Annotated in this window: 25 protein-coding genes; 18 read left to right on the forward strand and 7 right to left on the reverse strand. The window is 45.1% G+C overall.

Features of this window, described 5'->3' with window-relative positions; all coding sequences use genetic code 11:
• Positions 1-559 precede the first annotated feature (559 nt).
• The 10 genes from ACFFJH_RS13010 to ACFFJH_RS13055 all read left to right on the forward strand — a co-directional run bounded on the left by ACFFJH_RS13010 (position 560) and on the right by ACFFJH_RS13055 (position 7,473).
• Positions 560-1,129: an RNA polymerase sigma factor gene (locus ACFFJH_RS13010; protein WP_186920584.1), complete on the forward strand. Its 570-nt coding sequence runs from the start codon at positions 560-562 to the stop codon at positions 1,127-1,129.
• Entirely contained in the window at positions 1,126-1,557 is a 432-nt protein-coding gene (locus tag ACFFJH_RS13015) for a DUF3619 family protein (RefSeq protein ID WP_390213253.1), read from the forward strand. The genes ACFFJH_RS13010 and ACFFJH_RS13015 overlap by 4 nt, the downstream gene beginning before the upstream one ends.
• 83 nt (positions 1,558-1,640) lie before the next feature.
• Complete coding sequence (locus ACFFJH_RS13020; protein WP_390213255.1) at positions 1,641-2,240, forward strand: DUF3106 domain-containing protein; 600 nt, start codon at positions 1,641-1,643, stop codon at positions 2,238-2,240.
• A gap of 63 nt (positions 2,241-2,303) precedes the next feature.
• Positions 2,304-2,825, forward strand: a complete 522-nt coding sequence (locus ACFFJH_RS13025) for an RDD family protein (protein WP_390213256.1) — start codon at positions 2,304-2,306, stop codon at positions 2,823-2,825.
• 218 nt (positions 2,826-3,043) lie between these two features.
• Entirely contained in the window at positions 3,044-3,718 is a 675-nt protein-coding gene (locus tag ACFFJH_RS13030) for a TetR/AcrR family transcriptional regulator (protein WP_390213257.1), read from the forward strand.
• A 9-nt stretch (positions 3,719-3,727) separates the two neighbouring features.
• Positions 3,728-4,303 (forward strand): LOG family protein, encoded by a 576-nt coding sequence (locus tag ACFFJH_RS13035; RefSeq protein WP_390213258.1) that lies wholly within the window; start codon positions 3,728-3,730, stop codon positions 4,301-4,303.
• Positions 4,304-4,483: 180 nt separating this feature from the next.
• Entirely contained in the window at positions 4,484-4,693 is a 210-nt protein-coding gene (locus ACFFJH_RS13040; RefSeq protein WP_390213259.1) for a DUF3460 family protein, read from the forward strand.
• A 75-nt stretch (positions 4,694-4,768) separates the two neighbouring features.
• Entirely contained in the window at positions 4,769-5,623 is an 855-nt protein-coding gene (locus ACFFJH_RS13045) for a segregation and condensation protein A (protein WP_390213260.1), read from the forward strand.
• Between the two features lie 72 nt (positions 5,624-5,695).
• Positions 5,696-6,535: a pantoate--beta-alanine ligase gene (panC, locus tag ACFFJH_RS13050; protein ID WP_390213261.1), complete on the forward strand. Its 840-nt coding sequence runs from the start codon at positions 5,696-5,698 to the stop codon at positions 6,533-6,535.
• Positions 6,536-6,630: 95 nt separating this feature from the next.
• Positions 6,631-7,473 carry a cobalamin-binding protein gene (locus ACFFJH_RS13055; RefSeq protein WP_390213262.1) on the forward strand — a complete coding sequence of 281 codons (843 nt, stop codon included), beginning with the start codon at positions 6,631-6,633 and terminating at the stop codon, positions 7,471-7,473.
• 55 nt (positions 7,474-7,528) lie between these two features.
• Here the strand turns inward: ACFFJH_RS13055 and ACFFJH_RS13060 are convergent, their stop codons facing one another.
• Positions 7,529-8,335 carry a M90 family metallopeptidase gene (locus tag ACFFJH_RS13060; RefSeq protein WP_390213263.1) on the reverse strand — a complete coding sequence of 269 codons (807 nt, stop codon included), beginning with the start codon at positions 8,333-8,335 and terminating at the stop codon, positions 7,529-7,531.
• Positions 8,336-8,614: 279 nt separating this feature from the next.
• Between ACFFJH_RS13060 and rarD the strand changes: the two genes are divergently transcribed.
• The 5 genes from rarD (at position 8,615) to ACFFJH_RS13085 (ending at position 17,273) form a co-directional block, all read left to right on the forward strand.
• Positions 8,615-9,508, forward strand: a complete 894-nt coding sequence (gene rarD / locus ACFFJH_RS13065; RefSeq protein ID WP_390213264.1) for an EamA family transporter RarD — start codon at positions 8,615-8,617, stop codon at positions 9,506-9,508.
• A gap of 284 nt (positions 9,509-9,792) precedes the next feature.
• On the forward strand, positions 9,793-12,063 hold the full coding sequence (locus ACFFJH_RS13070) for an Orn/Lys/Arg family decarboxylase (RefSeq protein ID WP_390213265.1): 2,271 nt from the start codon (positions 9,793-9,795) through the stop codon (positions 12,061-12,063).
• Positions 12,064-12,226: 163 nt separating this feature from the next.
• A complete protein-coding gene (locus ACFFJH_RS13075) occupies positions 12,227-13,213 on the forward strand; it encodes a flagellar brake protein (protein ID WP_390213266.1) in 987 nt (328 codons plus the stop codon).
• 105 nt (positions 13,214-13,318) lie between these two features.
• On the forward strand, positions 13,319-15,808 hold the full coding sequence (locus tag ACFFJH_RS13080) for a DUF1800 family protein (RefSeq protein WP_390213268.1): 2,490 nt from the start codon (positions 13,319-13,321) through the stop codon (positions 15,806-15,808).
• Between the two features lie 13 nt (positions 15,809-15,821).
• Positions 15,822-17,273, forward strand: coding sequence for a DUF1501 domain-containing protein (locus ACFFJH_RS13085; RefSeq protein ID WP_390213269.1), 1,452 nt, complete (start codon positions 15,822-15,824; stop codon positions 17,271-17,273).
• A 187-nt stretch (positions 17,274-17,460) separates the two neighbouring features.
• Here ACFFJH_RS13085 and dcd read toward each other — a convergent pair whose 3' ends face one another.
• The 4 genes from dcd to ACFFJH_RS13105 form a co-directional block, all read right to left on the reverse strand.
• Positions 17,461-18,027, reverse strand: coding sequence for a dCTP deaminase (gene dcd / locus ACFFJH_RS13090; protein WP_390213270.1), 567 nt, complete (start codon positions 18,025-18,027; stop codon positions 17,461-17,463).
• 222 nt (positions 18,028-18,249) lie between these two features.
• Positions 18,250-19,245: an XdhC family protein gene (locus ACFFJH_RS13095; RefSeq protein ID WP_390213271.1), complete on the reverse strand. Its 996-nt coding sequence runs from the start codon at positions 19,243-19,245 to the stop codon at positions 18,250-18,252.
• A gap of 1 nt (position 19,246) precedes the next feature.
• Positions 19,247-19,447, reverse strand: a complete 201-nt coding sequence (locus ACFFJH_RS13100) for a DUF1653 domain-containing protein (RefSeq protein WP_390213272.1) — start codon at positions 19,445-19,447, stop codon at positions 19,247-19,249.
• Positions 19,448-19,490: 43 nt separating this feature from the next.
• Positions 19,491-20,147, reverse strand: a complete 657-nt coding sequence (locus ACFFJH_RS13105) for a 3'-5' exonuclease (protein ID WP_390213274.1) — start codon at positions 20,145-20,147, stop codon at positions 19,491-19,493.
• A gap of 185 nt (positions 20,148-20,332) precedes the next feature.
• Here ACFFJH_RS13105 and ACFFJH_RS13110 point away from each other — a divergent pair, with 185 nt between their 5' ends.
• The 3 genes from ACFFJH_RS13110 (at position 20,333) to ACFFJH_RS13120 (ending at position 24,506) form a co-directional block, all read left to right on the forward strand.
• On the forward strand, positions 20,333-21,619 hold the full coding sequence (locus ACFFJH_RS13110; RefSeq protein ID WP_390213275.1) for an MFS transporter: 1,287 nt from the start codon (positions 20,333-20,335) through the stop codon (positions 21,617-21,619).
• A gap of 208 nt (positions 21,620-21,827) precedes the next feature.
• Entirely contained in the window at positions 21,828-24,116 is a 2,289-nt protein-coding gene (locus tag ACFFJH_RS13115) for an OPT family oligopeptide transporter (RefSeq protein ID WP_390213276.1), read from the forward strand.
• Between the two features lie 123 nt (positions 24,117-24,239).
• Positions 24,240-24,506 carry a hypothetical protein gene (locus tag ACFFJH_RS13120; RefSeq protein WP_390213278.1) on the forward strand — a complete coding sequence of 89 codons (267 nt, stop codon included), beginning with the start codon at positions 24,240-24,242 and terminating at the stop codon, positions 24,504-24,506.
• Between the two features lie 128 nt (positions 24,507-24,634).
• On the opposite strand, the gene ACFFJH_RS13125 is transcribed toward ACFFJH_RS13120, so the two are convergent.
• Together ACFFJH_RS13125 and ACFFJH_RS13130 are read right to left on the reverse strand one after the other, a co-directional pair.
• Positions 24,635-24,859, reverse strand: coding sequence for a hypothetical protein (locus ACFFJH_RS13125; RefSeq protein ID WP_390213279.1), 225 nt, complete (start codon positions 24,857-24,859; stop codon positions 24,635-24,637).
• Positions 24,860-25,051: 192 nt separating this feature from the next.
• Positions 25,052-26,008 carry a chemotaxis protein gene (locus ACFFJH_RS13130; protein WP_390213280.1) on the reverse strand — a complete coding sequence of 319 codons (957 nt, stop codon included), beginning with the start codon at positions 26,006-26,008 and terminating at the stop codon, positions 25,052-25,054.
• Positions 26,009-26,285: the final 277 nt, after the last annotated feature.

A 26,285-nucleotide genomic window follows, 5' to 3' on the forward strand; every position in this document is an offset into this window, starting at 1 on the left:
AAAGCGGTCTGCTGACGTTCCTTTTTGTGCGGTCACTCTCCCCTTCTACTGTCCGTTGGACAATATTCCAGGCAAAGCTTAATGGCGACTCGTGCGGTCAGGGTAAAGCTAAGAAATAACGAATTTCTCACGCTTGTGGCATGGGTTAGAACAAACTGCTACTAACATTTACTGATAGTGACTTGTTGACAGAGGCATTGTGAGCCAGATCAAACAAGTGTTGGTACTCCGAGATTTTGGAGCGAGGCTCTACACTACTGCGATGCAGCAAATTGGTCAAGACCATTTAAGGCCTAATGACAAGAAAATTTAAAGAAATCCATAAATTCAAGCGCTTACCATCCCATTAAACCAAGATTTTCATAAAATAAGAGGACATCCTTACGCTTTTTTGCTAGCATGTGCGCACTTTTAGAACACGCGTAGAAAAGCTTTCGCACCGAAAATGTGCATGATAAGTAAACCAAACCTAAGACTTCAACGTTGAGCGATTTACGCGTACCTACTTCTTTTTCTAATATTTTAGAAACTTTACGTTTTCCAAGGCACCATCCCCCGAATGGCAACCACTAAAGAATTATCCAACTTCCTCGAAGGCGTTGAACGTCGCGCATATAAACATGCGGTGTACATGGTTCGCAACGATGAATCAGCATTAGACATTGTGCAAGATGCAATGATCAAATTATCAGAGAAATACGGCGACAAGCCAGCGAATGAATTACCCATGCTGTTTCAACGCATTCTACAAAATACGATATTAGATTTTTTCCGAAGAGAAAAAGTCAGAAATAATCGAATCAGTTTATTTTCCAATATCACCACAAACAATCAAGACGACGATAATTTTGATATATTAGAGGTGCATTCTTCGGAAGAAGGCAGCGAAGCAGCTGAATCGACCGAACAAAAGTTGGAAAGAGAGCAAGTTTTAAATATCATTGATGAGCAAATAAAAAAGCTACCTACGCGTCAACGGGAAGCCTTTCTCATGCGTTACTGGGAAGACATGGACGTCGCCGAAACCGCGACCGCTATGGGTTGTTCAGAGGGGAGCGTGAAAACACATTGCTCAAGAGCAACTCACGCACTGGCAGCTTCACTTAAAGCAATAGGGATACATTTATGACTTACGCAAAAGACAAAGAAGAAATCGACTTCGCCTACAAAGTACGCCGAGCGATGACTGAATCAAGCGAAAACCTTCCAGAAGCGACTTTGGAACGCTTAGCGACTGCGCGTCAATTGGCCTTGTCGCGTCAAAAGCAAGCTGAACCTAGCCGCGCATTAGCATTTGGTGGCGTGCTGGCAGGTAGCAACGGCGTTTCCTTTTCTCAAAAGAATTGGGTAAAGAAAATGTGGCTCGCATTGCCGCTCCTAGTCTTAATGGTAGGCTTGTATGGCATTTATGAGTATGAACAAGAGCAACAAATTAACGATTTGGCCGAAATTGACGCCGCAGTTCTCGTTGATGAATTGCCGCCTGACGCTTATCTAGACAACGGCTTTAACGCTTACTTAAATAAAGAAACACCACCTGCGAAGACAGAGGAATAAGAGTGCGCATTAGCAAATTTTTTTCAGTCCAAAGTGCAATTACGCTCTTAGCAATAACTAACGTCTTTAGCGTAGCGTTTGCTGTGCAAAATCCACCTGCATTTGTGGCGCCATCCAGTGCCGCCACAAGTGCGCAGGTAGTCAATCCTGCGGTAGAAACAAACCCCAAACCAGCTAGTACCAAAGCCATTACCCTGACGACACTGCCCGCCATGAATAAAACCAACTGGGCGGATTTGTCTGCGGAGCAAAGAGCGGCATTAGCACCACTCGCAAAAGAGTGGGACAAAATGGACGACCTACGCAAGAAAAAATGGCTAGGCATCGCCAATAAGTACGCCAATATGAAACCCGAAGAGCAACTCCGAGTGCAAGAGCGCGTGCAAGCTTGGGTTAAAATGACGCCGGAACAACGTATGGCAGTTAGGGAAAATTTTGCTAATACGGCAAAAAAATCGCCTGAACAAAAGTCTGCGCAATGGCAGCAATATCAACAATTAAGTGAAGAAGAAAAAGCAAAGTTAGCAAATGAAGCTAAAACAAAAAAAATAATTACAACTATTCAACCGGAATCTAAACGCACGACCCCAATTTTAGCCCCGCTCAAAAAAGGTCCGCCAGTTGTTAATCCTGCTAGCAGCGCTGCATCTCAGGCTAGTGTAAAACCTGTCAACAACAACTAGCAGCACCACTGAATTAAATTTAGCAAGCAAGCTTCGCCACTAGTTGAGATTAGAAAATTGCAAGTGAATCAAACCAAAACTGTACCCCACTACCCCACACCCACACTTAAACGCCGCCTCGTATGCATGATGATTTACGAAGCGGCTTTAGTTTTTGGCGTGATTTTTTTTGCCAGCTTTATTTTCGACGTAAGTACACAGAGCAAGAGCGCACTAACTATGCGCTTGGCACGTGAGATATTTCTTTTCTTTGTCATAGGCAGCTATTTCGTATTCTTTTGGCGTCGCAGTGGACAAACTTTAGCCATGCAAACTTGGCGGATTAAGTTGGTCAATGACGACAATCAGCGCGTTCCTCTGGTTAAGGCGATTGTGCGCTACTGTTTAGCATGGATGTGGTTCTTGCCAGGCTTCATCGTCTCTTATCAATTAGGACTGAAGAATAGTCAAATCGGCATACCAGTCGCGATTGGTTTCTGTGCGTGGGCCGCTACGGCTCTATTTGTTAAAGATGGGCAGTTTTTACACGATAAGTTAGCCAAAACTCGTTTAGTCGAAGTACCTAAGCCAACTGAACAAAAGTAATTGCTATTCATCCGAACTGACAGAAAATTGAGCAGAAAAGCCGTACTGTACAAGTTCTGAATCACACTTACCACCTAAGCTAAGCACATCGCATTTCGTATTTGATTTCGCTCAAACGCTTTTTTACGCCCTTAAATTTGGGCACTTGTATAATTCAATGATATTCTATTGCCAAATCATCGCAACTTGCGATACGACAAGATCAATAGGCATTCAAGATGCAAACCAAAACACCAAGACGAACACGAGACCGAATTTTAGATTTATCGCTGAAATTATTTAATGACTTTGGCGAACCCAATATCACCACCACCATCATTGCCGATGAAATGAGCATTTCTCCCGGCAATCTGTACTACCACTTTCGAAATAAAGAAGACATCGTTAACTCCTTATTCACTCAATTCGAAGAAGAAATCAATAAGAAATTAGCCTTTCCTGAAGGTCGTAAAGCCAATATTCAGGATATATGGACTTATCTTCATTTGACGTTCGAACTTATTTGGCGTTATCGATTCTTTTATCGTGATTTGAACGACTTGCTATCCCGCAATCGTAAGTTGGAACTCACTTTCAAACAAATTCTCAATCACAAAATCAAGGTAGCAACTGAACTTTGTATCGGTCTACGCGCAGATGGCGAATTTGAGGCGGATGACATCACCATTGATGCGTTGGCGACCAACATGGTCGTGGTTGCTACCTATTGGTTATCGTACGAATACGTTCGCAATCCGCGTAAATATACTGAATTACAAATAATGTCCGAATCGCTAGCACGTGGTTGCTACCAAGTGATCGTCCAAATTAGTCCGTATTTGCGCGGACATACTAAAGAAGTGTTTGAAAAATTATCGCAAGATTATTTACTCAAGATCAAACGTCAAGCTTAGGGCTTTATCATGAAATCAATTTGCGTTTATTGTGGCTCTGCCAGTGGTAATTCTCCTGCATTTCATCGTGCCGCTATCGCGCTGGCGAACCAACTGGTTTCTCACGAGCTAGAATTAGTCTATGGCGGTGGCGATGTGGGCCTGATGAAAATCATCGCCGACGAGATGTTGCGCTTAGGCGGCCATGTCACGGGGGTTATTCCACAAGCACTGATGGAGCGCGAAGTTGGACATACGACGCTGAGTAAGCTTCATGTAGTAGCCAATATGCATGAGCGCAAAGCACTAATGGCACAATTATCCGATGGTTTTATCGCCTTACCGGGTGGCATAGGCACCTTAGAAGAATTATTTGAGATGTTTACTTGGCTGCAACTAGGATTTCATCATAAGCCTCTTGGCTTACTCAATGTGAATGGCTTCTATGATCACCTACTGCAGTTTCTGGAACATGCGGTATTTTCTGGTTTTTTAAAAGCGGAACACAATGCATTATTAATCAAGGAAATTGATCCCTCACTCCTGTTAAATCGCATGCAACATTTTGAAGATGCGATCCTAGCCAAAGGAATTGATTTTTCTTAAGATTTTTCTCAACAAATGGGACCGTGCCCTTCTCAGGAAGCAACATTTTCCCACTAGGCACGCTGTAATCGCATGATTTTTCCCAATAACAAGGTAAAATGCGAACCCCGATGGCGCGCTAAGCAGCCTCATTTGCCTTGCTGACCCAAATCAATGACTTTTACTTTCGATTGAAAAACAATGAAATTTTCCAAACAATTTTCTCTCTATCAATCCGAAGCCACGCAATTTATCAACGGCTTAAAAGAATCCAATCCACAATTAGAACAAAGCCAACGCGATGGCCGCGCTTTGTTATGGGATAAAGCGCCGATTGATTTAGACAGTCAACGCCGCATCATAGAATCCAAAGTCATGCAGCAGCCTTATGTTTATCAGAGCAAAAATTAAGTGAAATCTAAAGCTACTGGTATAGCGCCTGTTCTAATTTTTCGACGACACCAGTAGCTACGAGAGCGCAGACGCATGTCTACCCCCAATTTACCGGCAACAGAGCTACCGATCATCGGTGCTGCCGATAGCACACCCAATGTGGTGGATGGGCTAGCGTTCGCCAAATTATATGGCGAGCCTTTATTCAAGTTACCCAACGACCTCTACATTCCACCAGATGCGCTAGAAATTTTCTTAGAGGCATTCGAAGGCCCCTTAGATCTTTTGCTTTACCTGATTCGCAAACAGAATTTCAATATTCTTGATATTCCCATGGCGCAGGTGACTCAACAATACTTACTCTATGTTGATCAAATTCGTAAGCACAATCTTGAGCTTGCGGCAGAGTATCTGCTAATGGCGGCGATGTTGATCGAAATTAAATCACGTATGCTGGTGCCTAGCAACAAAGCACAGGAAGGCGAAGAAGCCGATGATCCTCGTGCCGCCTTAGTACGTCGTTTGCTCGAATATGAGCAAATGAAATTAGCTGCTTACGACTTAAATGCGATACCACAACTAGGTCGTGATTTCTTACATGCCCAGGTATTTATAGAACAAAATACCATTTTGCATTGGCCTGAAGTACGTGTTGCTGACCTTCAACAGGCTTGGGCAGACGTCCTAGGCCGTGCTAAATTAGTCGCACATCACAAAATTAGTCGTGAAGAATTATCCGTTCGAGAACACATGAGTAGCATTTTGCGTAGACTACAATCGAGCAAATTTGTGGAATTTGCCGACTTATTTGATCCCAGCCGAGGCGCCCCAGTGTTAGTCGTCAATTTCGTTGCGCTACTTGAATTAGCCAAGGAGACGCTGATTGAGATTACCCAAGCAGAAGCCTATGCTCCCATCTATGTACGACTAGCTTACGCGCCAGTTTAAGCGAATCAAAAAAACACAATACTGCAACTAATTGCATTACCCAATTGCCCCATAATTTTTATAATTTGCCCAATGAAAATCATTTCCTCCATTGAAGAACTACGCGATCAACTACGTGGTCAATTACGCACCGCTTTCGTTCCTACAATGGGAAATCTGCACGAAGGTCATTTATCTTTAATGCGCCTAGCTCGCCGCCATGGCGATCCTGTGGTCGCCTCTATTTTCGTCAATCGTCTACAGTTTGGTCCCAACGAGGACTTCGATAAATATCCCAGAACTTTTCAAGCGGATGTCGAAAAATTGGAGAAAGAAGGTGTTTACGTACTCTTCGCACCAACCGAGAAAGATCTTTATCCAGAACCACAAGAATACCGCGTACAACCACCAAATGACTTAGGCGATATTCTGGAAGGTGAATTCCGCCCCGGTTTTTTTAATGGCGTGAGTACCGTCGTATTAAAACTCTTCTCCTGTGTACAACCTCGCGTTGCCGTATTCGGTAAAAAAGACTATCAGCAATTAATGATCATTCGCAATATGGCGAAACAATTCGCTTTACAGACGGAAATTATCGCGGCAGAAACCTGGCGTGCCGAGGATGGCTTAGCGCTCTCCTCGCGCAATGGCTACTTGAGCACAGAAGAACGTGCCGAAGCCCCAGCACTCTACAAAATTCTGAATCAAGTTGCAGACGAAGTACGCGCTGGTCGCCGCGATTTACTTGCGATAGAACAGCAAGCCATGCAGCAACTAGCACAACGTGAGTGGAAACCGGATTATGTTGCGATTCGTAAGCGCAGTAATTTACAAGCACCGAACATGGAAGAGATCGCCAACAAAGAAGAGTTGGTAGTACTGAGCGCTGCCAAGCTTGGGAATACTCGTCTGATCGACAATTTAGAAGTTTAATTTTTTTTAGAATAAGCGCTATGTCTTTCGCCACGCAAGGAAGTTTAAGCCGAATCCAATTCGCGCTAGCAGCAATAATACTGGCGACTAGCATAATGCAAACGGCCGCTGCCGATGTCAGCGTACTGGATGATGCGCAACGCACGGTACGCTTAGAAAAACCTGCAAAACGCATCATCAGTCTAGCGCCGCACGTGACCGAAATGATTTTTGCGGCAGGCGCTGGTAATTTACTGGTCGGCGTCAGCGAATACAGTGATTATCCAGAACAAGCAAAAAAAATTGCCTCAGTCGGTAATGTTTTTGCACTCGATCTAGAGCGTGTGCTCGCGCTTAAACCAGATCTGATCGTCATCTGGGGTTCTGGCAATGCCAAACAATTGGCAAAGAAATTGCGAGACAACAAAGTCACCGTCTTTGAAAGTGAACCACATAACTTCGAAGATATTGCTAGTTCACTAGAACGCATTTCCACCTTAGCGGGAACAGAGACTATCGGGAAAAATGCGGCGAAGCTGTTTCGTCAAAGACTGCAAAACCTCAGCGACACTTACCGCCTTAAAGACAAGGAAAAACCTGTCAACGTCTTTCATCAAATGATAAAAAGTCCCCTGATGACAGTCAATCGTGAACACTTTATCTCGAAAATGATCACCTTATGCGGTGGGCACAATGTTTTCGCTGAACTCAAGGATATCAGCGCGACTATCACCACCGAGGCCTTATTGCTTGCCAACCCTGACATGATTTTTAGTAGCGGCAAGGATGATCAAGAATTACGTCAAAATTGGTCACAATTTCCAAATTTAACCGCAGTAAAAAAACAAAATTTCTATAGCATCAACGGCGATTGGCTACACCGCGCAGGGCCGCGCATCTTGGACGGGACGGAACAGTTGTGCAAAGCCATTCGTGATGTGCGTCAAAAAAATAGTTGATACCTAAGACCTCATACATTCACCGCGCTGCACTATCTCATCATTCTCAAAATTATTAGACCCATTCGCGTGGGTCGACTTGATAAAAGCTTCTTAACTGCGCAAACAATTCAGGATGATGATGCGCTAAAGCCTGACTTTTCCTAAAAAAGGCTTCTGTCGTGACCGCAAAAAATTCGGCGGGATTGGTGGCGCCGTAAGGATCGATGATAGTCGCTTCTTGACGCTCAATCGCGCGTAACAAATTGGTGTACTCTACCTCCATGACCTGCGACCAAGCTTGATACGCTACAGCACTTTTCAGATCGGGAGCGCCATTTGTATTACCGGTTTCGCTATCGAGCTGATGGGCAAATTCATGCAAGACCACATCTTGTCCAAGAGTCTCGGCGTCTGGATTACGTGCAACTTGATCCCACGCCAGAATCACTCGGCCATCGCTCCATGATTCACCGCTTAAACCCTGATTAGTAGGCGTCACAATTCCACCCGCCAACGTTTGCTGCCTGGGCACGACAAAAGGATGCGGGTAAACTAAAACATGCGTCAGCTTAGGGAAAATCTCTGTTTCACGATTTAGCAAGAGCAAACATGCCTTGCCTGCGATCGTGACTTTGATTTCATCATTCATCACTAGATCGTCACAAGCCACAAAGGTTTTTTCAAAAAGAAATTGTTTGATTCTGCGCTTTAATTGCAGTTGCAAATCCGTCGGCATTTTGCTGTAGCCCGGCAGATTCTTTCTTAGTACCTTGGAGTATTTCGAAGGAAACGCTTGCGCCAGCACATAGCGCAACCTGAGCCTTGGCACGACAACAAACGCGAATACCAATATAGCGACTAATGCAGCAAGAAAGCCCATCGTTTTCCTTTAATCCAAAAAGCTATGGTTACGATACACCTAAATACGATAGGCATTATTTTTGCGCCAATGTTGAGCTAACCAACACTAAGCAACACCAACCAAAGCTGACCAAAACAAGATGGGCATCAGTTGCACGAACTCAATAGCAATAGCCGTAATTTGAGTTGGACATTCGCGACGTTCAGCGAGCTTAAAGATTAACTGCGATAATAATACTTTGTGCAGCGAAGCTCGTTTGCTTCACTTCTGCCAGCCACTATTCCTGATTGATCTCCTATGCGCAAAGGCATACTGTACGCTGCGGCGTGCTATTCGGCTTGGGGTTTATTCCCACTTTACTTCAAAGCTTTACACGCAATTCCTTCGGTAGAAATCTTGCTACACCGCATGGTATGGGCCTTGATGTTTTTGTTATTAGTGCTGGCCTGGCGCAAACAGTGGGCATGGCTGCCTGAGGTTCTGCGTCAACCTAAATTATTGGCAGGCTTTGCCGCGAGCGCCCTGCTACTTTCTGCCAATTGGTTTTTATATATCTGGTCTATTAATAACGACAGAATCATTGATGCCAGTCTTGGCTATTTTATGACGCCGCTAGTCAATGTATTTTTAGGCTTTGTTTTACTCAAAGAACGTTTGCGGCAAGTACAATGGCTAGCCGTCACCTGCGCAGCACTCGGTGTTATTTGGCTCAGCCTGCAAACCGGTCATCCCCCATGGATTGCATTAATATTAGCGACAACGTTTGGCATGTACGGCTTACTCAGAAAAACGGCGGCTCTTGGCGCACTCGAAGGTTTGTCATTGGAAACCATGTTGCTGTTTCCATTTGCTTTAGCGTATTTAATCTATCTTGCGATACACGGTCAAAGCGTGTTTGTCTCAGCCCCGATGCAAACCCAATTACTGTTGCTTGCAGCAGGTCCCATCACCGCCATCCCTTTATTGATGTTCGCTGCCGCAGCCCGCCGGATTCCTATGGCGACTTTAGGCTTAATGCAATACATCTCTCCTAGCCTGCAGTTATTGATCGGCGTATGGCTTTACCATGAGCAATTTAGCCATGAACGCATGCTAGGATTTATTGGGATTTGGACTGGTCTTGCGCTGTATTCCATTGATGGACTACGCATCAACTTCAGTCAAAAACAAGCGGAGAACACGGCGAGTTAAGTGTTTTTAAATTTACCTAAGAGGATGAAATCGCCAACCGCAAGCACGCGCTCAATTATCTTTTTATATTGCACAAATGACTCGCAAACCATCACATCTTGTAGCTTTATATGACAGGTAGATGAAATATCATAGATTTGCGTACCTTCTGCACAAATTAGGGCAATATTTTTGACATCTGAAGCAGCATTTCTGCGAAAATTCGCATCTTTATTTTTTCGGCGCGCAAGCGGTTTAACACACTGGCCCAGGCGTCTCCCGTAACAGGCTTTTTGGAGACCTAAATGAAATTCCGCTTCCCCATCGTCATCATTGACGAAGACTTCCGTTCTGAAAACACTTCTGGTCTTGGCATCCGCGCGCTTGCTGACGCCATGGAAAAAGAAGGTATGGAAGTTCTGGGTGTGACTAGCTATGGCGACTTATCTCAGTTCGCCCAACAACAATCACGCGCCTCTGCTTTTATTTTGTCGATTGACGATGAAGAATTCGGTGAAGGTACCGACGAAGAAAGCGATTTCGCCTTAAAGCCTTTGCGCGCCTTCGTAGAAGAAATTCGCTACAAGAACGCAGACATTCCGATCTACCTGTACGGTGAAACACGCACATCACGTCACATTCCTAATGATATTTTGCGTGAATTGCATGGCTTCATTCACATGTTTGAAGACACACCTGAATTCGTCGCCCGTCATATCATTCGTGAAGCCAAATCTTATTTAGACGGCTTGGCACCACCGTTCTTCCGCGCCTTGGTTCATTATGCAAATGATGGCTCCTATTCTTGGCATTGCCCAGGTCACTCAGGCGGCGTGGCGTTCTTAAAGTCACCGATTGGTCAGATGTTTCATCAATTCTTTGGTGAAAACATGCTGCGCGCCGACGTCTGTAATGCGGTGGAAGAACTAGGTCAATTGCTCGATCATACCGGTCCTGTCGCTGCATCGGAACGCAATGCCGCACGTATTTTTAATGCTGACCACTGCTACTTCGTGACGAACGGTACCTCTACTTCCAACAAAATGGTGTGGCACTCTACGGTAGCGCCAGGCGATATCGTTGTTGTTGATCGTAACTGCCACAAATCGATTTTGCACTCCATTATTATGTGCGGCGCGATCCCTGTATTCTTGATGCCAACACGTAATCATCTCGGCATTATTGGGCCGATTCCATTGGAAGAATTTTCCATGGAGAGCATTCGCAAGAAAATCGAAGCCAATCCATTTGCGAGTAAAGCGAAAAATAAAAAGCCTCGTATTTTGACGATTACGCAATCAACCTATGATGGCGTGTTGTACAACGTCGAAACGCTCAAAGATTTGCTCGATGGAGAAATCGATACTTTGCACTTTGACGAAGCATGGTTGCCCCATGCAACTTTCCATAGCTTCTACCAAGATATGCACGCGATTGGCAAGGAACGCCCACGTGCGAAGAAGTCGTTGATTTTCTCGACACAATCAACCCACAAATTATTGGCAGGCATTTCGCAAGCATCACAAATTTTGGTGCGTGAATCTGAGACGGTCAAATTGGATAAAGATAGCTTTAACGAAGCTTATCTGATGCATACATCGACTTCACCACAATATTCGATCATCGCTTCTTGCGATATTGCTGCTGCCATGATGGAAGCCCCGGGCGGAACCGCACTGGTTGAAGAATCGATTTTAGAAGCACTAGACTTCCGACGTGCGATGCGCAAAGTCGACCAAGAGTGGGGACAAGATTGGTGGTTCCAAGTATGGGGCCCAGATCACTTGTCTGAAGACGGTGTCGGCACGCAAGAAGATTGGATGATCCATGCAGAAGATGACTGGCATGGCTTCGGCAAATTGGCACCGGGCTTTAATATGCTTGATCCGATCAAAGCCACCATCGTTACACCAGGTTTATCCCTCGAAGGTAAATTTGGCGAAACGGGCATCCCAGCCTCTATCGTCACCAAATACTTGGCGGAACATGGCGTTATCATTGAAAAATGCGGTCTGTACTCGTTCTTTATCATGTTCACCATCGGCATTACCAAAGGCCGCTGGAACACCTTGTTAACTGCCTTACAGCAGTTCAAGGATGACTATGATAAAAATCAACCGATGTGGCGCATCTTGCCTGAGTTTGCTGCCGCCAACCCACGCTATGAAGGTGCAGGCTTACGCGATTTGTGCCAAAGCATCCACGAAGTTTATAAAGCACATGATGTTGCGCGCTTAACGACAGAAATGTATCTGTCTGACATGCAGCCAGCCATGAAGCCTTCTGATGCATTTGCCAAAATGGCACATCGTGAAATCGAACGTGTCTCGATTGATGATTTGGAAGGTCGCGTTACTGCAATTTTATTGACGCCATATCCACCCGGTATTCCATTATTGATTCCTGGTGAGCGCTTCAATAAAACCATCGTAGATTATTTAAAATTCGTGCGCGCGTTTAATGAACAATTCCCAGGTTTCGAGACAGACTGTCACGGTTTGGTGAAGGCTGAAGTGAATGGGAAACGTGGCTATTTCGTGGACTGTGTACCGCTCGGTTCAGAAAACATCGAATAAGGATGAACACTGTGTGGGTGAAATACAGCAAATCTCACCCATTTATCAGAAGAAAAGCCGCGCTCACACAGAGCGTGGTTTTTTTTCATCTATTCTTGCTTTAGACATTGCAACATTCGATATACAATGAAGTTAAGTCCATTCTTCCTGTAGAAAACGCAAGATGAGTCAACTCGGCGCGCTAACTCCCATCAATAAAGAACAACTCAAGCTTGGCCAAGCTTTGCCTTGGGCCGTCTACGATGCCTGGGGAAATACTTTGCATGAGGCTGGTACAGTTATTAGGGATCAGGAAGAATTAAATCTCATTGTTGAAGATGGTTATTTCGAAGATTATTTGGACGACAAAGACGCAGACAATGCTCAAGTTTTACCCAAAGCCAGCCAGGCCAACAGTTTTTCTCAGCCAGCACCCAAATTGGATGTAAAACTCAACCCTATAGAAATAAGTGAGCTTAACGAGAACAGCAATCCCAACAACACCAGCGATCTCAATAAAGAATCGGTGATGTTGGATCTAGATAGCGTGCGCTGGCAAGTTGGTGAAACATTTTTTTTACAGGTTCACGACAATGCAAGCATTCGCTACACGGTGCGTCTAATAGGTTTTGTTAAAAATCAATCTATCTTGGTCACTGCACCACGGATCGATGGTCGTGGTGCCATCATACGTGACGGACAAACCTTTATAGTTCGTGCATTCCCAGGGAAGAAGGCGTACGCATTTACCGCTTCGGCATTGAAATCGGTTTATACGCCGCACCCCTATCTACATTTGTCCTATCCCAAAATTGTACGTTGTACTGCAATACGTCAAAGCTCACGCGCCAGCGTCAAAATCATTGCATCGCTCAGTGTCGGCGAGCCAGAGCAAATCGGCGCAGCCACTTTAACCGATATCAGCATGGGAGGCACATCTGGTCTGCTCAAGCGAAGCATAGGAAAAAAGGGGGACAGCGGCGTGATTAAATTTAAAGTCAATACCGCGGGCGAAGATGCCTACCTCATTATTCCTTTGGTTATTCGCTCTATCGTACAGACCGAAAACTCAGAGGAGTTTCGCTATGGATTTGAGTTCGTGAATATTCCAACTCAATCGAAAATTATTCTATCGTCGTTCGTGCATCAAACTTTGGCCGAAATTGAATAGAACCTGGTCGAATAGGAACTAATCAAATAGAGCCGCTCACTGCATTAAGACCATCTAGGCCGTCTAGATTGCAGTGAACACAAGCTTACCAGTAAAGGCAATAATATGCGTTGGCTACCATTTTTCAGAAACACCTCAATCCGCGATCCTAAAATCAAAGTAGGTATCGCCTGCGTGTGCCTTTTGTTATTAAGCGCTTGCGGACAATCAGATCCAAGCACCAGCTCACCAACGCCAGCTGAAAGCAAGTATCAAGCACCGCCGACAATCAGCGCTGACAGTGCGAATTTTAATGGCCCGCGCTCAAACTATGTGACGACCAAGAATACCGACGGCAGCACGACTGTCGTCGATAAAGTTGGAAACGATGGCACAATTAATCTTAGTCCTAGTATCAAATTACTGGTATTTACCGATGTATCTATTAATCTAGAGATCGGAACAAAATCAAAAGAAATCAATAATGAGGCACTCAATGCCATCATTGAGCTCTACATTGCTTATTTCAACCGAGTCCCTGACGCCAATGGTCTTGGATACTGGATAGGCGAATACAAAAATGGTATGAGTATCGATAAAATTGGTGACTCCTTCTACGCTGCAGCCATACAGTATTCGGCTTACACTGGTTACTCGCCTACCGCAAATAATGCCGAATTCATTACTATCGCCTACCGTAATATTTTGAGCCGTACCCCTCCTGATAAAGCAGGTTTGGATTATTGGACCGAAAGGCTCAATGCTGGCACCGAAACGCGCGGCAATCTGATACGTGTTTTTCTCGCTGCCGCACATGGATATTCAGGTGACAAAACCTATGGTTGGGTAGCTCAACTGCTGGATAATAAAATCGCTGTAGCCAAAGAATTTGCACTTAACCAAGGCATCACTTACCTCAGTTACACGGATACGATTTTAAAATGCATCTACCTCCTAGAATCTGTGACGCCGACCGACACTAGCATAGCGAATAATAATATTTCTTCCATTATCGGCTACAAGGCAACCACGACAGATATACCAAGCCCTGCACAGGCTTCGCGATTTTTAAGCCAAGCGAGTTTTGGCGCTCGCAAAGCCGACATCACTAATCTCAGTGCCATTGGCATCAATAGCTGGCTCAATCAGCAGTTTAGCGTTCCACAAAAACTGCATCGCAGTTATATGGACAGCACAGCGGCCACCTTAGCAAAAGGCGTGGCAGATTTAAATCAAAACCACTTTTTGGAATCGTTCTGGCAACAAGCGATCAACGGTGAGGACCAACTCCGCCAGCGTGTTAACTTCGCCTTGTCACAAATTTTTGTCGTCTCATTTCAAGACAGTAGCGTTGCCAACTATCCTCGCGGCGTCGCCTCATACTACGACACGCTAGGCACCCATGCCTTCGGCAATTTCAGACAACTGCTTGAGGCCGTCAGCTTACACCCTATGATGGGTTTATATCTGACCTCACTGCGTAATCAAAAAGAATCTGGCACGCAGGTTCCGGATGAAAACTATGCGCGCGAAGTAATGCAATTATTCACCATAGGTTTATATAAACTCAATCCTGATGGTAGTTATGTCCTTATTAATGGCAAACCCGTAGAGACTTATAGCAATGCAGATATCACAGGTTTGGCCAAGGTATTTACCGGTTGGAGTTGGGCTGGCACAGACAAATCTAGCACCCGTTTTTTTGGTGGAAACCCTGACGCAAACCGCGATTGGATGCCCATGCAATCTTATCCAGCCTCTCACTCTGTATCGGAAAAAAGCTTTCTTGGCACCGTGATACCACCGCAGTCGCCAGCCAATCCCGAACTGAGCCTAAAAACCGCGTTAGATACGCTATTTAATCATCCCAACCTTGCACCGTTTTTTAGTAAACAACTAATACAGCGTTTAGTGAGTAGCAATCCCAGTCCGCAATACGTTGCTAGAGTAGCCAGTGCTTTCGCGAATAACGGACAAGGTGTACGTGGCGACATGCGCGCGGTGATTAAAGCCATTTATACGGATGTAGAGGCACGCAATGACCCCGTATTAAGTAATTCAGGATTAGGTAAATTACGAGAACCGGTTTTGCGTTTGGCACAATGGATGCGAACATTCAACGCCAAATCAACATCTGGTTTTTTCCGTTTGACCAGTATGGATGATCCCTTGACCTCGATTGGTCAGACGCCTATGCGTTCACCCTCTGTTTTTAATTTCTACCGACCTGGTTATGTCCCACCGAATTCCAGCATTGCGATTGCTGGCTTGGTCTCACCCGAATTACAAATAACCGGAGAAACCTCGGTAGTTGGTTATCTTAATTTTATGCGCGATGCCTTACCTAATGGAACAGGAACCTCACGCGATGTAAAAGCAGATTACAGCACCTTAACCAGCCTCGCCAATACGCCCGATCAACTAATCAATGAAATAGACTTACTCCTTACTGCTGGACAAATGAGTAGTAATTTGCGTAGTCAAATTTTGGCGGCAATCAATTCTGTCACGATCCCTAGCAGCCCTGCTAGTAGCGCCGACACAGCACGACTTAACAGGGTTTATTTAAGCATCTACTTGACTATGGCATCCCCAGAATACTTGGTACAGAAATGAAAGCGAATACGATATGTCTTTACTAAATGCCTCACGCCGAGAATTTCTAAGACTCACTGGCGCACTATCCGCTAGCCAAACTTTAGGTCTTGCCAGTGTTCCCTTTGCGGTCAACCTGGCAACCGTCGGTGCGGCGGCAGCACAAAACAACGTGAGCGACTACAAAGCACTCATTTGCTTGTTTTTGTATGGCGCGAATGACCACGCCAATACCGTACTAGCGACTGATAGCACTTCATGGCAACAATATCAAACGGTTCGCACCACCAACGAGAGCGGTTCAATTGCTTTACCTGCTCAGGGTAGTAACGGTGGCGTCATATCCATCGTGCCCAAGACCACGCAATCAGGTCGCAGTTTTGCCTTACACCCAAATATGACAGAGCTTAAAAACCTGTTCGATAATGGCAGAGCTGCGGTGATTGCAAACGTGGGCCCACTTGTTATGCCAACCACGTTAGCTCAGTACAAAGCGGCTAGCGTCAAGCTTCCGCCTAAGTTATTTTCACATAACGATCAGCAGTCTTTATGGCAAGCCTACGCCCCAGAAGGCGCCGCTTATGGTTGGGGTGGACGGATGGGCGACATGATGGCGGCCAGCAACAGCAATACTATTTTCACCGCCATTTCTGCCTCAGGCAATGCTGTTTTTCTCGCGGGAAGGAATGTCAATCAATACCAAGTAAGTGCCTCAGGTGCGGTACCGATAGCTGGATTGAGTGGCAGTCTATTTGGCTCGAACACGGCAGGTAGCACATTGCGCTCGATTATTACGGGAGACTCGAATAATTACTTCCAAAAAGAGCAAAATGCAATCACCAGCCGAGCCATTAATGCCCAGAGCTTACTCAGTCCGGCAATGGCTGCTGCAGGTACAGGTGGCGTTCCTAATCCATCTCAATACACCAACCCGAATACTGGTGCTTTAGCAAACAATGCCCTCGCTACCCAGCTGCAAACTGTTGCTCGTATCATTGCGGGTCGAAATACCCTAGGTGCAAAACGCCAAGTCTTTTTTGTCAGCATTGGTGGCTTTGATACGCATGATGCACAACGCACTCTACAAGCGGATTTATTGGCAAGAGTTTCCCATGCGATTTCCTACTTCGACACGACATTGGCTAATCTGATGGGAAGTGATCTACGCAATCAAGTCACTTTATTTACAGCTTCCGATTTTGGACGTACTTTCACCAGCAATGGCGATGGCACCGATCATGGCTGGGGATCACATCATTTCATCGTTGGAGGAGCGGTCAAAGGAAGAGATATCTACGGCGAGTTTCCAGTTACCGGCCTTAAGCACAACCAAGATGTTGGATCAGGCAGTTTATTACCGCAATTTTCGGTCGATCAATATGGCGCAACTTTGGCAAGCTGGTTCGGTCTGAGTAATACCCAGATCAATGACGTTTTTCCCAATATTGTGAACTTTAGTAATCGCAATTTAGGCTTTATGCTTTAGCGTCAAATTGTAAGACACTCCGCAAAGAATATTGCTAGCCAATTGCTTACTACAAACTAAGCACTACCAACAAAAAAGCGATACATCTACAAGTATGTATCGCTATTTGACTGAATCCCAATGACAGCTATGAGCAACTGATTTAGCGGCTCATATGGAGCTCAACTGCAGTCCATTAAGCAACTTACTAAGCCTTAGGTAAAGTCACACCCACTTGCCCTTGATATTTACCGCCACGATCTTTATACGAGGTTTCGCAGACTTCATCACTTTCGAAGAACAAGACTTGAGCACAACCCTCGCCTGCGTAAATTTTAGCTGGCAATGGTGTGGTATTGGAAAATTCTAAAGTGACATAGCCTTCCCACTCAGGTTCAAAAGGTGTCACATTCACGATAATGCCACAGCGTGCGTAAGTCGATTTACCGAGGCAAATCGTCAACACACTGCGTGGAATACGAAAATATTCTATAGTGCGCGCCAAGGCAAAAGAATTCGGCGGGATAATACAAACATCACCTTTGAAATCGACAAAAGATTTTTCATCAAAATTCTTAGGGTCAACAATCGTGCTATTGATATTGGTAAAAATCTTAAACTCATCAGCACAACGAATATCGTAGCCATAAGATGAAGTGCCATAACTGATGATTTTTTGTCCGTTGTCCTGACGTACCTGACCAGGAGCGAACGGTTCTATCATGCCATGCTGTTCCGCCATGCGACGTATCCATTTATCGGATTTAATACTCATTCTTGCTCCTGCCTAGTTTATTCTGGGATCGATTTTAAATTAGCCGAAATTTTACGCGAAAACCTTTTGAAAATCTGATAAAAACGATGTAAAAAGCCGATTTTCTATGATTTTCGCCGACATCCCAATAGAAAATTTCCATATTCGTGTTTCAAATCAAAAATAAACGTGCTTCACTGATTTAGACCGAATAATTTGAGACATCAGTTTGTGCTTACCAATTCATGATTTGCTCATTTGCTGCTTACCAATGTCGATACGATTCTCTGGTGCCAGAGCAACCTTATTTTTAATCGCCGTCATTTCCGCCAAAATTGAAATGGCGATTTCAGCGGGTGTTTTACTCCCGATATAAATCCCTATCGGACCATGTAATTTTTCCACTTGAGCTACACTGAGATCAAATTCCAAGAGACGTTCTTTACGCTTTGCGTTATTCGCGCGTGAACCAATGGCACCGACATAAAACGCGGGGGATTTCAAGGCTTCGATCAAAGCCATATCGTCTAGCTTAGGATCATGCGTTAAAGCCACCACGGCGCTACGTCCATCCAATTGCATTGCCATTACTGTGTCATCAGGCATCTCGTGCACCAGCCGCACACCGTCAACGTGCCAAGCTTGCTGGTATTCTTCGCGAGGATCACACACGGTAACCTGATAATCCATGCCCAAAGCGATCGTTGCTAAGAATCGTGATAATTGTCCCGCACCAATAATCAACAAACGCCAGCGTGGTCCGTGGATATTAGTCATTTCATTCTGATCAATCGACAACGCATCATCAGCTTGCGCAGTCTTTAAAATAACGCCGCCAGTATGGATGTTGACATGACGTGCAACTAATTCATGTTGCGCCAATCGAACTAACAAATCACTAATCTTACTGTCTAGTGTCAACGGCTCAATCAGTAATTGTATTGTGCCGCCACATGGCAATCCAAAACGATGTGCTTCGTCAGCCGTAATTCCATACGTGAGCAGTTCGGGACAGGTTCGCTGAAATCCGTATTCTTGAACGCGCGCGATCAAATCATCTTCTATGCAACCACCGGAGACCGATCCAACAAGCTGCCCCCCCTCGCCTATCGCCAACATTGAACCTTCTGGACGCGGACTAGAACCCCAAGTTTTCACCACCGTCACCAATTCACAAGCCTGCCCCCCATTAAGCCAACGCTCACAGGTTTTCAGCACCTCCAGATCTTGACTATCCATATTAGTCAATCTCAACAAAGCGCTGCACGGTTTGCCCGTTTACTTCAATCTGCTCAAAAAATACTGCCCGCGGACGTGTCCAAAGACTGCCATCAGGTGCGCTATACACAATGACCGGACTCAAATCAGACTCTTGTGTTGCTTCGCACACCAATTGATAAATGCCGCCTTTATAGTGCCGAAAACGCTGATTCTGTTTCATAGCTTTCCTTGATTAATTGACTCATTCTTTTTCACTACGATCTTTATTGTATGCTGCGCAAATAAGCTGGTACTTTCGCCGCTGATAAGCGATTAATACTAGCGAACAGAGAGGGATGTATTTGCGCGAATGAATATTGCTGTTTCAGATGAGATTCAATGTGTAGTAATAAGTTCGCAGCTACTTCCGCATCGGCCTCAGCTCGGTGGGCTTGTCCTTTAAAGCGTAGTCCCAATTGAGATGCAATTTTACCTAGTGCGTAGCTAGACAAACCTGGCAACACACGACGCGACAATTTAACTGAGCAAATTGCGGTTTGGTGGCGAGACTGCAAACCGAGCAAACGGGCTTCTGCCAATAAAAATTTTTCATCGAAACTGGCATTATGGGCAGCTAAAAAATCATCTCCAATAAAGTCCAATAACTCTGGAATCACTTGCGCCACGGGTGGTGCTCTATTCACCATTGTCTGGGTAATACCGGTCAACTGAGTAATGAACGAAGGGATTAATACATTACAATTAATCAGCGATACAAAACGATCTACAATTTTGCCATCTTGTATGCGCATAGCAGCGACTTCAGTAATTCTGGCGCCCTGTTCCGGACTCATCCCTGTGGTTTCAAAATCCAGCATTACGATAGAAGGTAAATCATCAAAACAGCTTACTGTTTTTTCTACCTGAGAACGGCTTAACATTAAATAACAACCTCTATCTTTAACTATTGATGTTTCTTATTGTAAACTGAGTTTAGTATTTTTGATGGTCTCAATTTTCTCGAAAAGCTAGGTCGCTGACACAATCGAGCAATCGAACAAGCGAACCTTTGATGCTATTGTCAGATCAAACTATCATCCCTATTTTGTATCATCTCGGTTTTACCATGCCAAAATCTCAAAGCCCCAGTTGGCTGCAGCGCTACTCACTAAAGAACCTCATTCCGCCACATGATTTGCTACGCGATTTTGTGTATCGCCGATTGTGGCTATCGATACTCATCAGTTCCTTTGGCGCTCAGATTACGCTGCTGGCCTTACCGTTGACGGCCGCCGTATTGCTGAACGCCAGTCCAACTCAGATGGGCTTACTGACTTTCATGGAAATTTTTCCATATGTTCTATTATCACTCCCATCTGGCGTTTGGTTAGACAGAGTTAAAAAGCTACCTGTCTATATTGCGGGCGAAATAGCGATTTCCATTGCGGTTGCCAGCGTACCAATCGCATGGTGGTTAGACCTTTTGAATATGACTTGGTTGTATGTAGTCGGCTTTATGATAGGCGCGGTCAATACCACGGCTGGGACCGCAGCACAGATCGTATTAACGCAAATTGTGCCGCGTGAACGACTAGTCGAGGCACATGCAAAAAATGCTCTAGCTAGCTCTGGTTCTGAGGTCGCCGGTCCCGCTACTGCGGGTGCCTTGATCAAATTATTAGGCGCACCACTTACCTTATTCGCAGATGCTTTTTTGCTCTTACTGTCCGCTACCATCTTACGAAAAATCAAAATCCACGAAGTGCGCGAGTTAGCCGCTGACGCCAACTTTTGGCGAGATTTACAACAAGGTCTGCTGTTCGTCGCTCACAATAAAATTTTGGTGGCACTGGCAATCACGGTGGGCACTTGGCAACTCGCCTACAACGCTGCCTTAGTCGTGCAGATTTTATTCGCCACCCGTATCTTGGGTTTATCAGAGCATGCGGTTGGATTAAGCTATGTTTGCATGGGAATAGGCACCATCTCGGCCAGCATTATCGGCAATAAGATCAGTCAAAAATTAGGTCCCGGCGTTTGCATGATCACCGGTATCGCCATTTGCAGTTTAGGCTGGGGCGTGCTGGCCATTGCGCCCGCTAATCTGTTTGGTGTCATCGCTTTTGCGTTTATGCTGGTATGTTATGCAGTCGGCGGCGTGTTTATCTTTATCAATTTCTTGGCTTTACGTCAGGCCGTCACGCCAGAAGCGCTTTTAGGTCGCACGACCAGCACAATGCGTTGGCTAACATTAATTCCCGCAGGTCCAGGCGCACTGTTAGGCGGCTGGTTGGGCGAACATCTGGGTCTGCGCTATACCTTGGGATTTTCCTGCCTTTGCGCGCTGCTACTGGCAAGTTTGGCATGGCGCAGCCCCACCATACGAGCCATAAAATCCATACCAAAACTATAAAAACATCCATGCTATTTGATCAAATTTCTGGTAATCACCGCAAATAACACAATAGGACGTCAATCAAATTCAATTGTGTCAATTTTGCACTTATTTGTACATTCCAAAAGAAAAGCGGGATAATGCTGGGCATCGCTTAAGCACGGATTTTTATCCATAAGTTTAAGCGCAAAATAATTACTCCTTGAGACGTTTCAGAAAGAGCAGTATGCCGCCATCACCCGCTTCATCTAATTTCAAACCCTATATTCCTGCGTCGTCCCATTTACCCGAATTTACTTTACGTGCCCTGATTATGGGAACGATATTGGGTATGGTATTTGGCGCATCTTCTTTGTATCTGGTGCTTAAAGTCGGCTTAACCGTCAGCGCCTCAATTCCGGTCGCGGTGATCGCCATTACTTTATTTCGCCTGACTCACAAGCTCGGCGGCAAAGACTCTAGCATCTTAGAAAACAGTATTGCGCAAACCGCTGGCTCGGCAGGTGAGTCATTGGCATTTGGCTTAGGCGTCACCATGCCTGCGATTCTGATTCTAGGTTTTGATTTAGAGATTTATCGCGTCATGCTGGTGGCGGTATTAGGAGGATTACTCGGCGTACTATTAATGATTCCTATGCGCCGCACCATGATTATCGAAAAACATCATGAGCTGAAATACCCCGAGGGAACGGCGTGCGCAGAAGTGTTAAAAGCAGCCGCGACCGATAGCTCGCGCGAGGCCGCAGGAGAATCAAGTAATCCCCATGCACAAGCAGATGCAAATCGCCGAGCTAAAATTATTTTTGGTGGTTTCTTTATTGGCCTGATCTACAAAGTAGCCAATATTGCACTCAAAGGCTGGAAAGACACGGTTGACTTCGTATTTTCCGCGCCATTAAAAGGTGGCTCTATCGGCACCGAGATTTCACCGGAACTACTAGGTGTGGGTTACATCATCGGACCACGTATCGCGGCGATCATGGCGGCGGGTGGCGTAATGTCATACATGTTGCTAATCCCACTGATCAAGTTCTTTGGCGACGGCTTGTTAACGCCATTAGCGCCCGCCACCAAACTCATTAGCGCGATGAGCCCCAACGAAATACGCGGTGCCTATGTACTCTACATAGGCGCTGGTGCGGTTGCCACTGGCGGTCTAATTAGTTTGGCACGTGCTCTGCCATTAATCTGGCGCAGCTTGGCGTCAGGCTTATCGGGTATAAGTAAGAACAAGATTAAAGAAACCTCAGCAGATGAGGCTGTTCCGCGCACAGAACAAAGTATCGCGATGAAATGGGTGGTCATCGGCGCATTGGCAATCATTGCCGTCATCACCGTCGCAACACCTTTGCACATGAATCTGTTGGGTGCCATTTTAATTTTGGTGTTCGGCTTTCTATTTGCCACGGTTTCTTCTCAACTCACAGGTCAAATTGGCCAATCGTCAAATCCTATCTCGGGCATGACGGTCGCCACACTATTATTCACCTGTTTAATTTTTCTCTTAATGGGTTGGATAGGCGGTCAATATTATGTAACGGCTTTATCGGTAGGCGCTATCGTGTGTATCGCTTCTAGCGTTGCCGGTTGTACTTCGCAAGATTTGAAAACTGGTTATCTAGTAGGTTCAACGCCTAGATATCAACAGTATGCGATTTTAATTGGTGTCTTTTGCTCCGCCTTAATTCTGGGACCGATACTATTAAAATTAAACGATGCGAGTACCGTTTATGTCCCTATCGCCCAAGTGGCTCCCGGCCTCAGCACTGATGTCAGCAAACTCAATGAATCCATGCAATTACAAGGGCCACAAGCGGCTCAAGATAGCGCTCATTACAAAGTGTGGCACAAGAACGATGCCTCAGGTGTATTAGCTGCGCCAGCAGGAAAATATCTAGTTGATCCCAATGGCAAAGCCGTTTATCTGATCGATCCGGGTATCAACGGTACCCACACCACACGACCAGATGGCTCCGAAGTTAAAAAATATGACGCGCCTAAAGCCGTACTAATTTCTTATATCATTAAGGGCATACTGGATGGCGAACTGCCATGGGCTTTGGTGTTATTTGGCGTCATTATCGCCTTAGTGTTAGAAATGTCCGGCATTCCTTCGCTCGCTTTTGCGGTCGGCGTTTATTTGCCACTGGCATCCTCAGCCCCGCTTTTTATTGGCGGCATGATACGTTGGCTGGTTGATCTTCGAAATAATCGATTGGAGAAAAATAAGCATTTGAACGAGGAAGAAAAGCAAGCCGCAGGTGATCGCAGTGAAGGTGTTTTATTATCATCCGGTTATATCGCCGGTGGCGCATTAGCGGGTATCGTGATCGCCTTTTGCGCTGGCATTATGACTGAATTCGATAAAAAAATCGGTGACTGGGCACAAGCCAATAATCCTTTCTTTGAAGGGGCACGTGCAGATATGCTGTCACTGATTCCATTTGCTCTAATCGCTTTGGTTCTTTATAAGGTTGGCAGAGAAAAAGCTGACCGCAAAAAAGACACTCAATAGACATGCAATAGATATGCAGCGAATAAATTAGGTCTCCCCTCATTTCCCGTGCGGCGTACCGCAAAAATACGCCGCACGATGATTTTATAAAATAACAGATACTTCAAAGACTAAATTTCAATTATGAGCCAAACACCCATCCTCGATTCCAAACAACAAACGGTAGAAATAGGTGACATAGTTCGCGTCACTACTTTGAGCAGGCAATTCATTAAAAGCTTCCCTGAAGACGAAAGAATTCTGATCGAATCAATGATAGGCAATTTCTTTAAAATCATTGCCATTGATGAAGAAGGTCAAGCTTGTATCATGCGTGAATGGCACGATGAGCGCGGCCAATTGCAAACCCATGTAATTGCTTTGGATGCGGAAGAAATGGAAAAGGTGTAACGTGGTTGGCCGAAACAAGCTCGCTACATCACATCTGCTTGGGGCGCTACTGGTTGGTTACAGCTGACTAGTTACAGCTGAATCAAGCCTGCGATGCAAGCTTGTAACGAAAATTACTGCAAGTGAATTTATTTACGAAAGATTTCAGGACGTGACTTATTACGTGTTTCATATACGATCTTCGCGTCCTGTATGGCGCGCTCCTGAGTGCGCATTTCTTCGTGATCGTCATGCGGACTGAAATAATCTGCCGCCTGCGCACGCATCACATATTTGATGGCAGCTTCATCATTGATCTTGTACATCTCAGTCAATAAAGTAGTGACTTCATCTAAGTACTCTTCGTAAGTCATAAACTTTTCCATATTTTCCTCTTATCGGTTACCTATTACATCAAGAATTCGTTTGAACGGACGACATCTTACACTGCTTCTGCATCTGCAATAAAAAAGCTGGCACCACTTAATATGGGAACCAGCTTCTTCTCGTTGAATTTCACAACGTCAATCGATAATTGATCTTACTAAATATCGCTCAATACTCGCTTAATGCGTAATCACTTCACGTATCGTCGCTGCCAATTCTTCCGCAACAAACTTCGCCACATAGGCATCAGCACCAACACTACGCACATGATCTTCATTAGTCGTACCGGATAAAGATGAATGAATAATCACAGGCACCATTTTGAATCGATCATCTTGCTTAATGTTACGAGTCAAAGTAAAACCGTCCATTTCAGGCATTTCCAAATCGGTTAATACCAAACCGACTTTATCTCGTATCGTTTTTCCTTCTGAGCTGGCGGCGGTGTGCATCGCTTGTAATTTTTCCCAAGCTTCTTTGCCCGTTTTGCACATAATAAATGGCGCACCGATAGCTTCTAAGGCTTGACCAATCAAACCGCGTGCAACAGCAGAATCATCCGCCGCCAAAATCACCGCACCTGGTTTAATTTTCAGTTTCGCCCCTATCGTATCGGAATCAACATCTTTGACATCCTTAGGCGCAATTTGACGCAAAATCTGCTCGACGTCTAATACCTGAGCTAATCGTGTGTCTTCAGAATCGCCATCAAGGCGAGCGATACTCGTTACCAAACCACCAGCCGCACTAGATTCGGCAGATAAAACATGACGCCAATCTAACCTGACAATTTCTTCGACCGACTCAACCGCAAAACCTTGCGTTGAACGAGCAAACTCGGTGACTAACATAATATTTAAACCGCTAGTTGGCTTGCGTCCCACGACTGAAGGCAAATCAATCACAGGGATAATTTGTCCACGTAGATTAACCACGCCGAGGTTATGCGGCAAAGCACCTGCAACAGCAGTGATCTCTGGCATTGCGACAATTTCTCGCACTTTAAACACATTAATACCAAACAATTCAGAGCGGTCATTGACCGCATCGGTACCTAATCTGAACAACAACAGCTCGAATTTATTTGAACTGATCAAGTTGGTACGTTCATCAACTTCATGTTGTACAGTGCTCATATTTATATCCCCATTGTGAGTGAAATGACTGAGGTGGCACACATACACCACACCATCACTAACGCGTATTTAATAATAGAAATCAAGAAAAACAGTCGCTATAACATTGGTCGTTTTAGCCTTTTCTCATTATGCTACTTTTTTCTGAATAAACAATAATTTCCCCTCTGAAATATTTGTTTTTTTCGTCGCAATAGCAAAAATACGCAGGCAAGCAACAATCAGCGTATCAAAAGCAAATTTTTGCTTTCTATTTTTGCTAGTACATCAGACCTTA

It is taken from the genome of Affinundibacterium danionis (genome assembly GCF_042432465.1).
GTDB lineage: Bacteria > Pseudomonadota > Gammaproteobacteria > Burkholderiales > Burkholderiaceae_D > Undibacterium > Undibacterium danionis.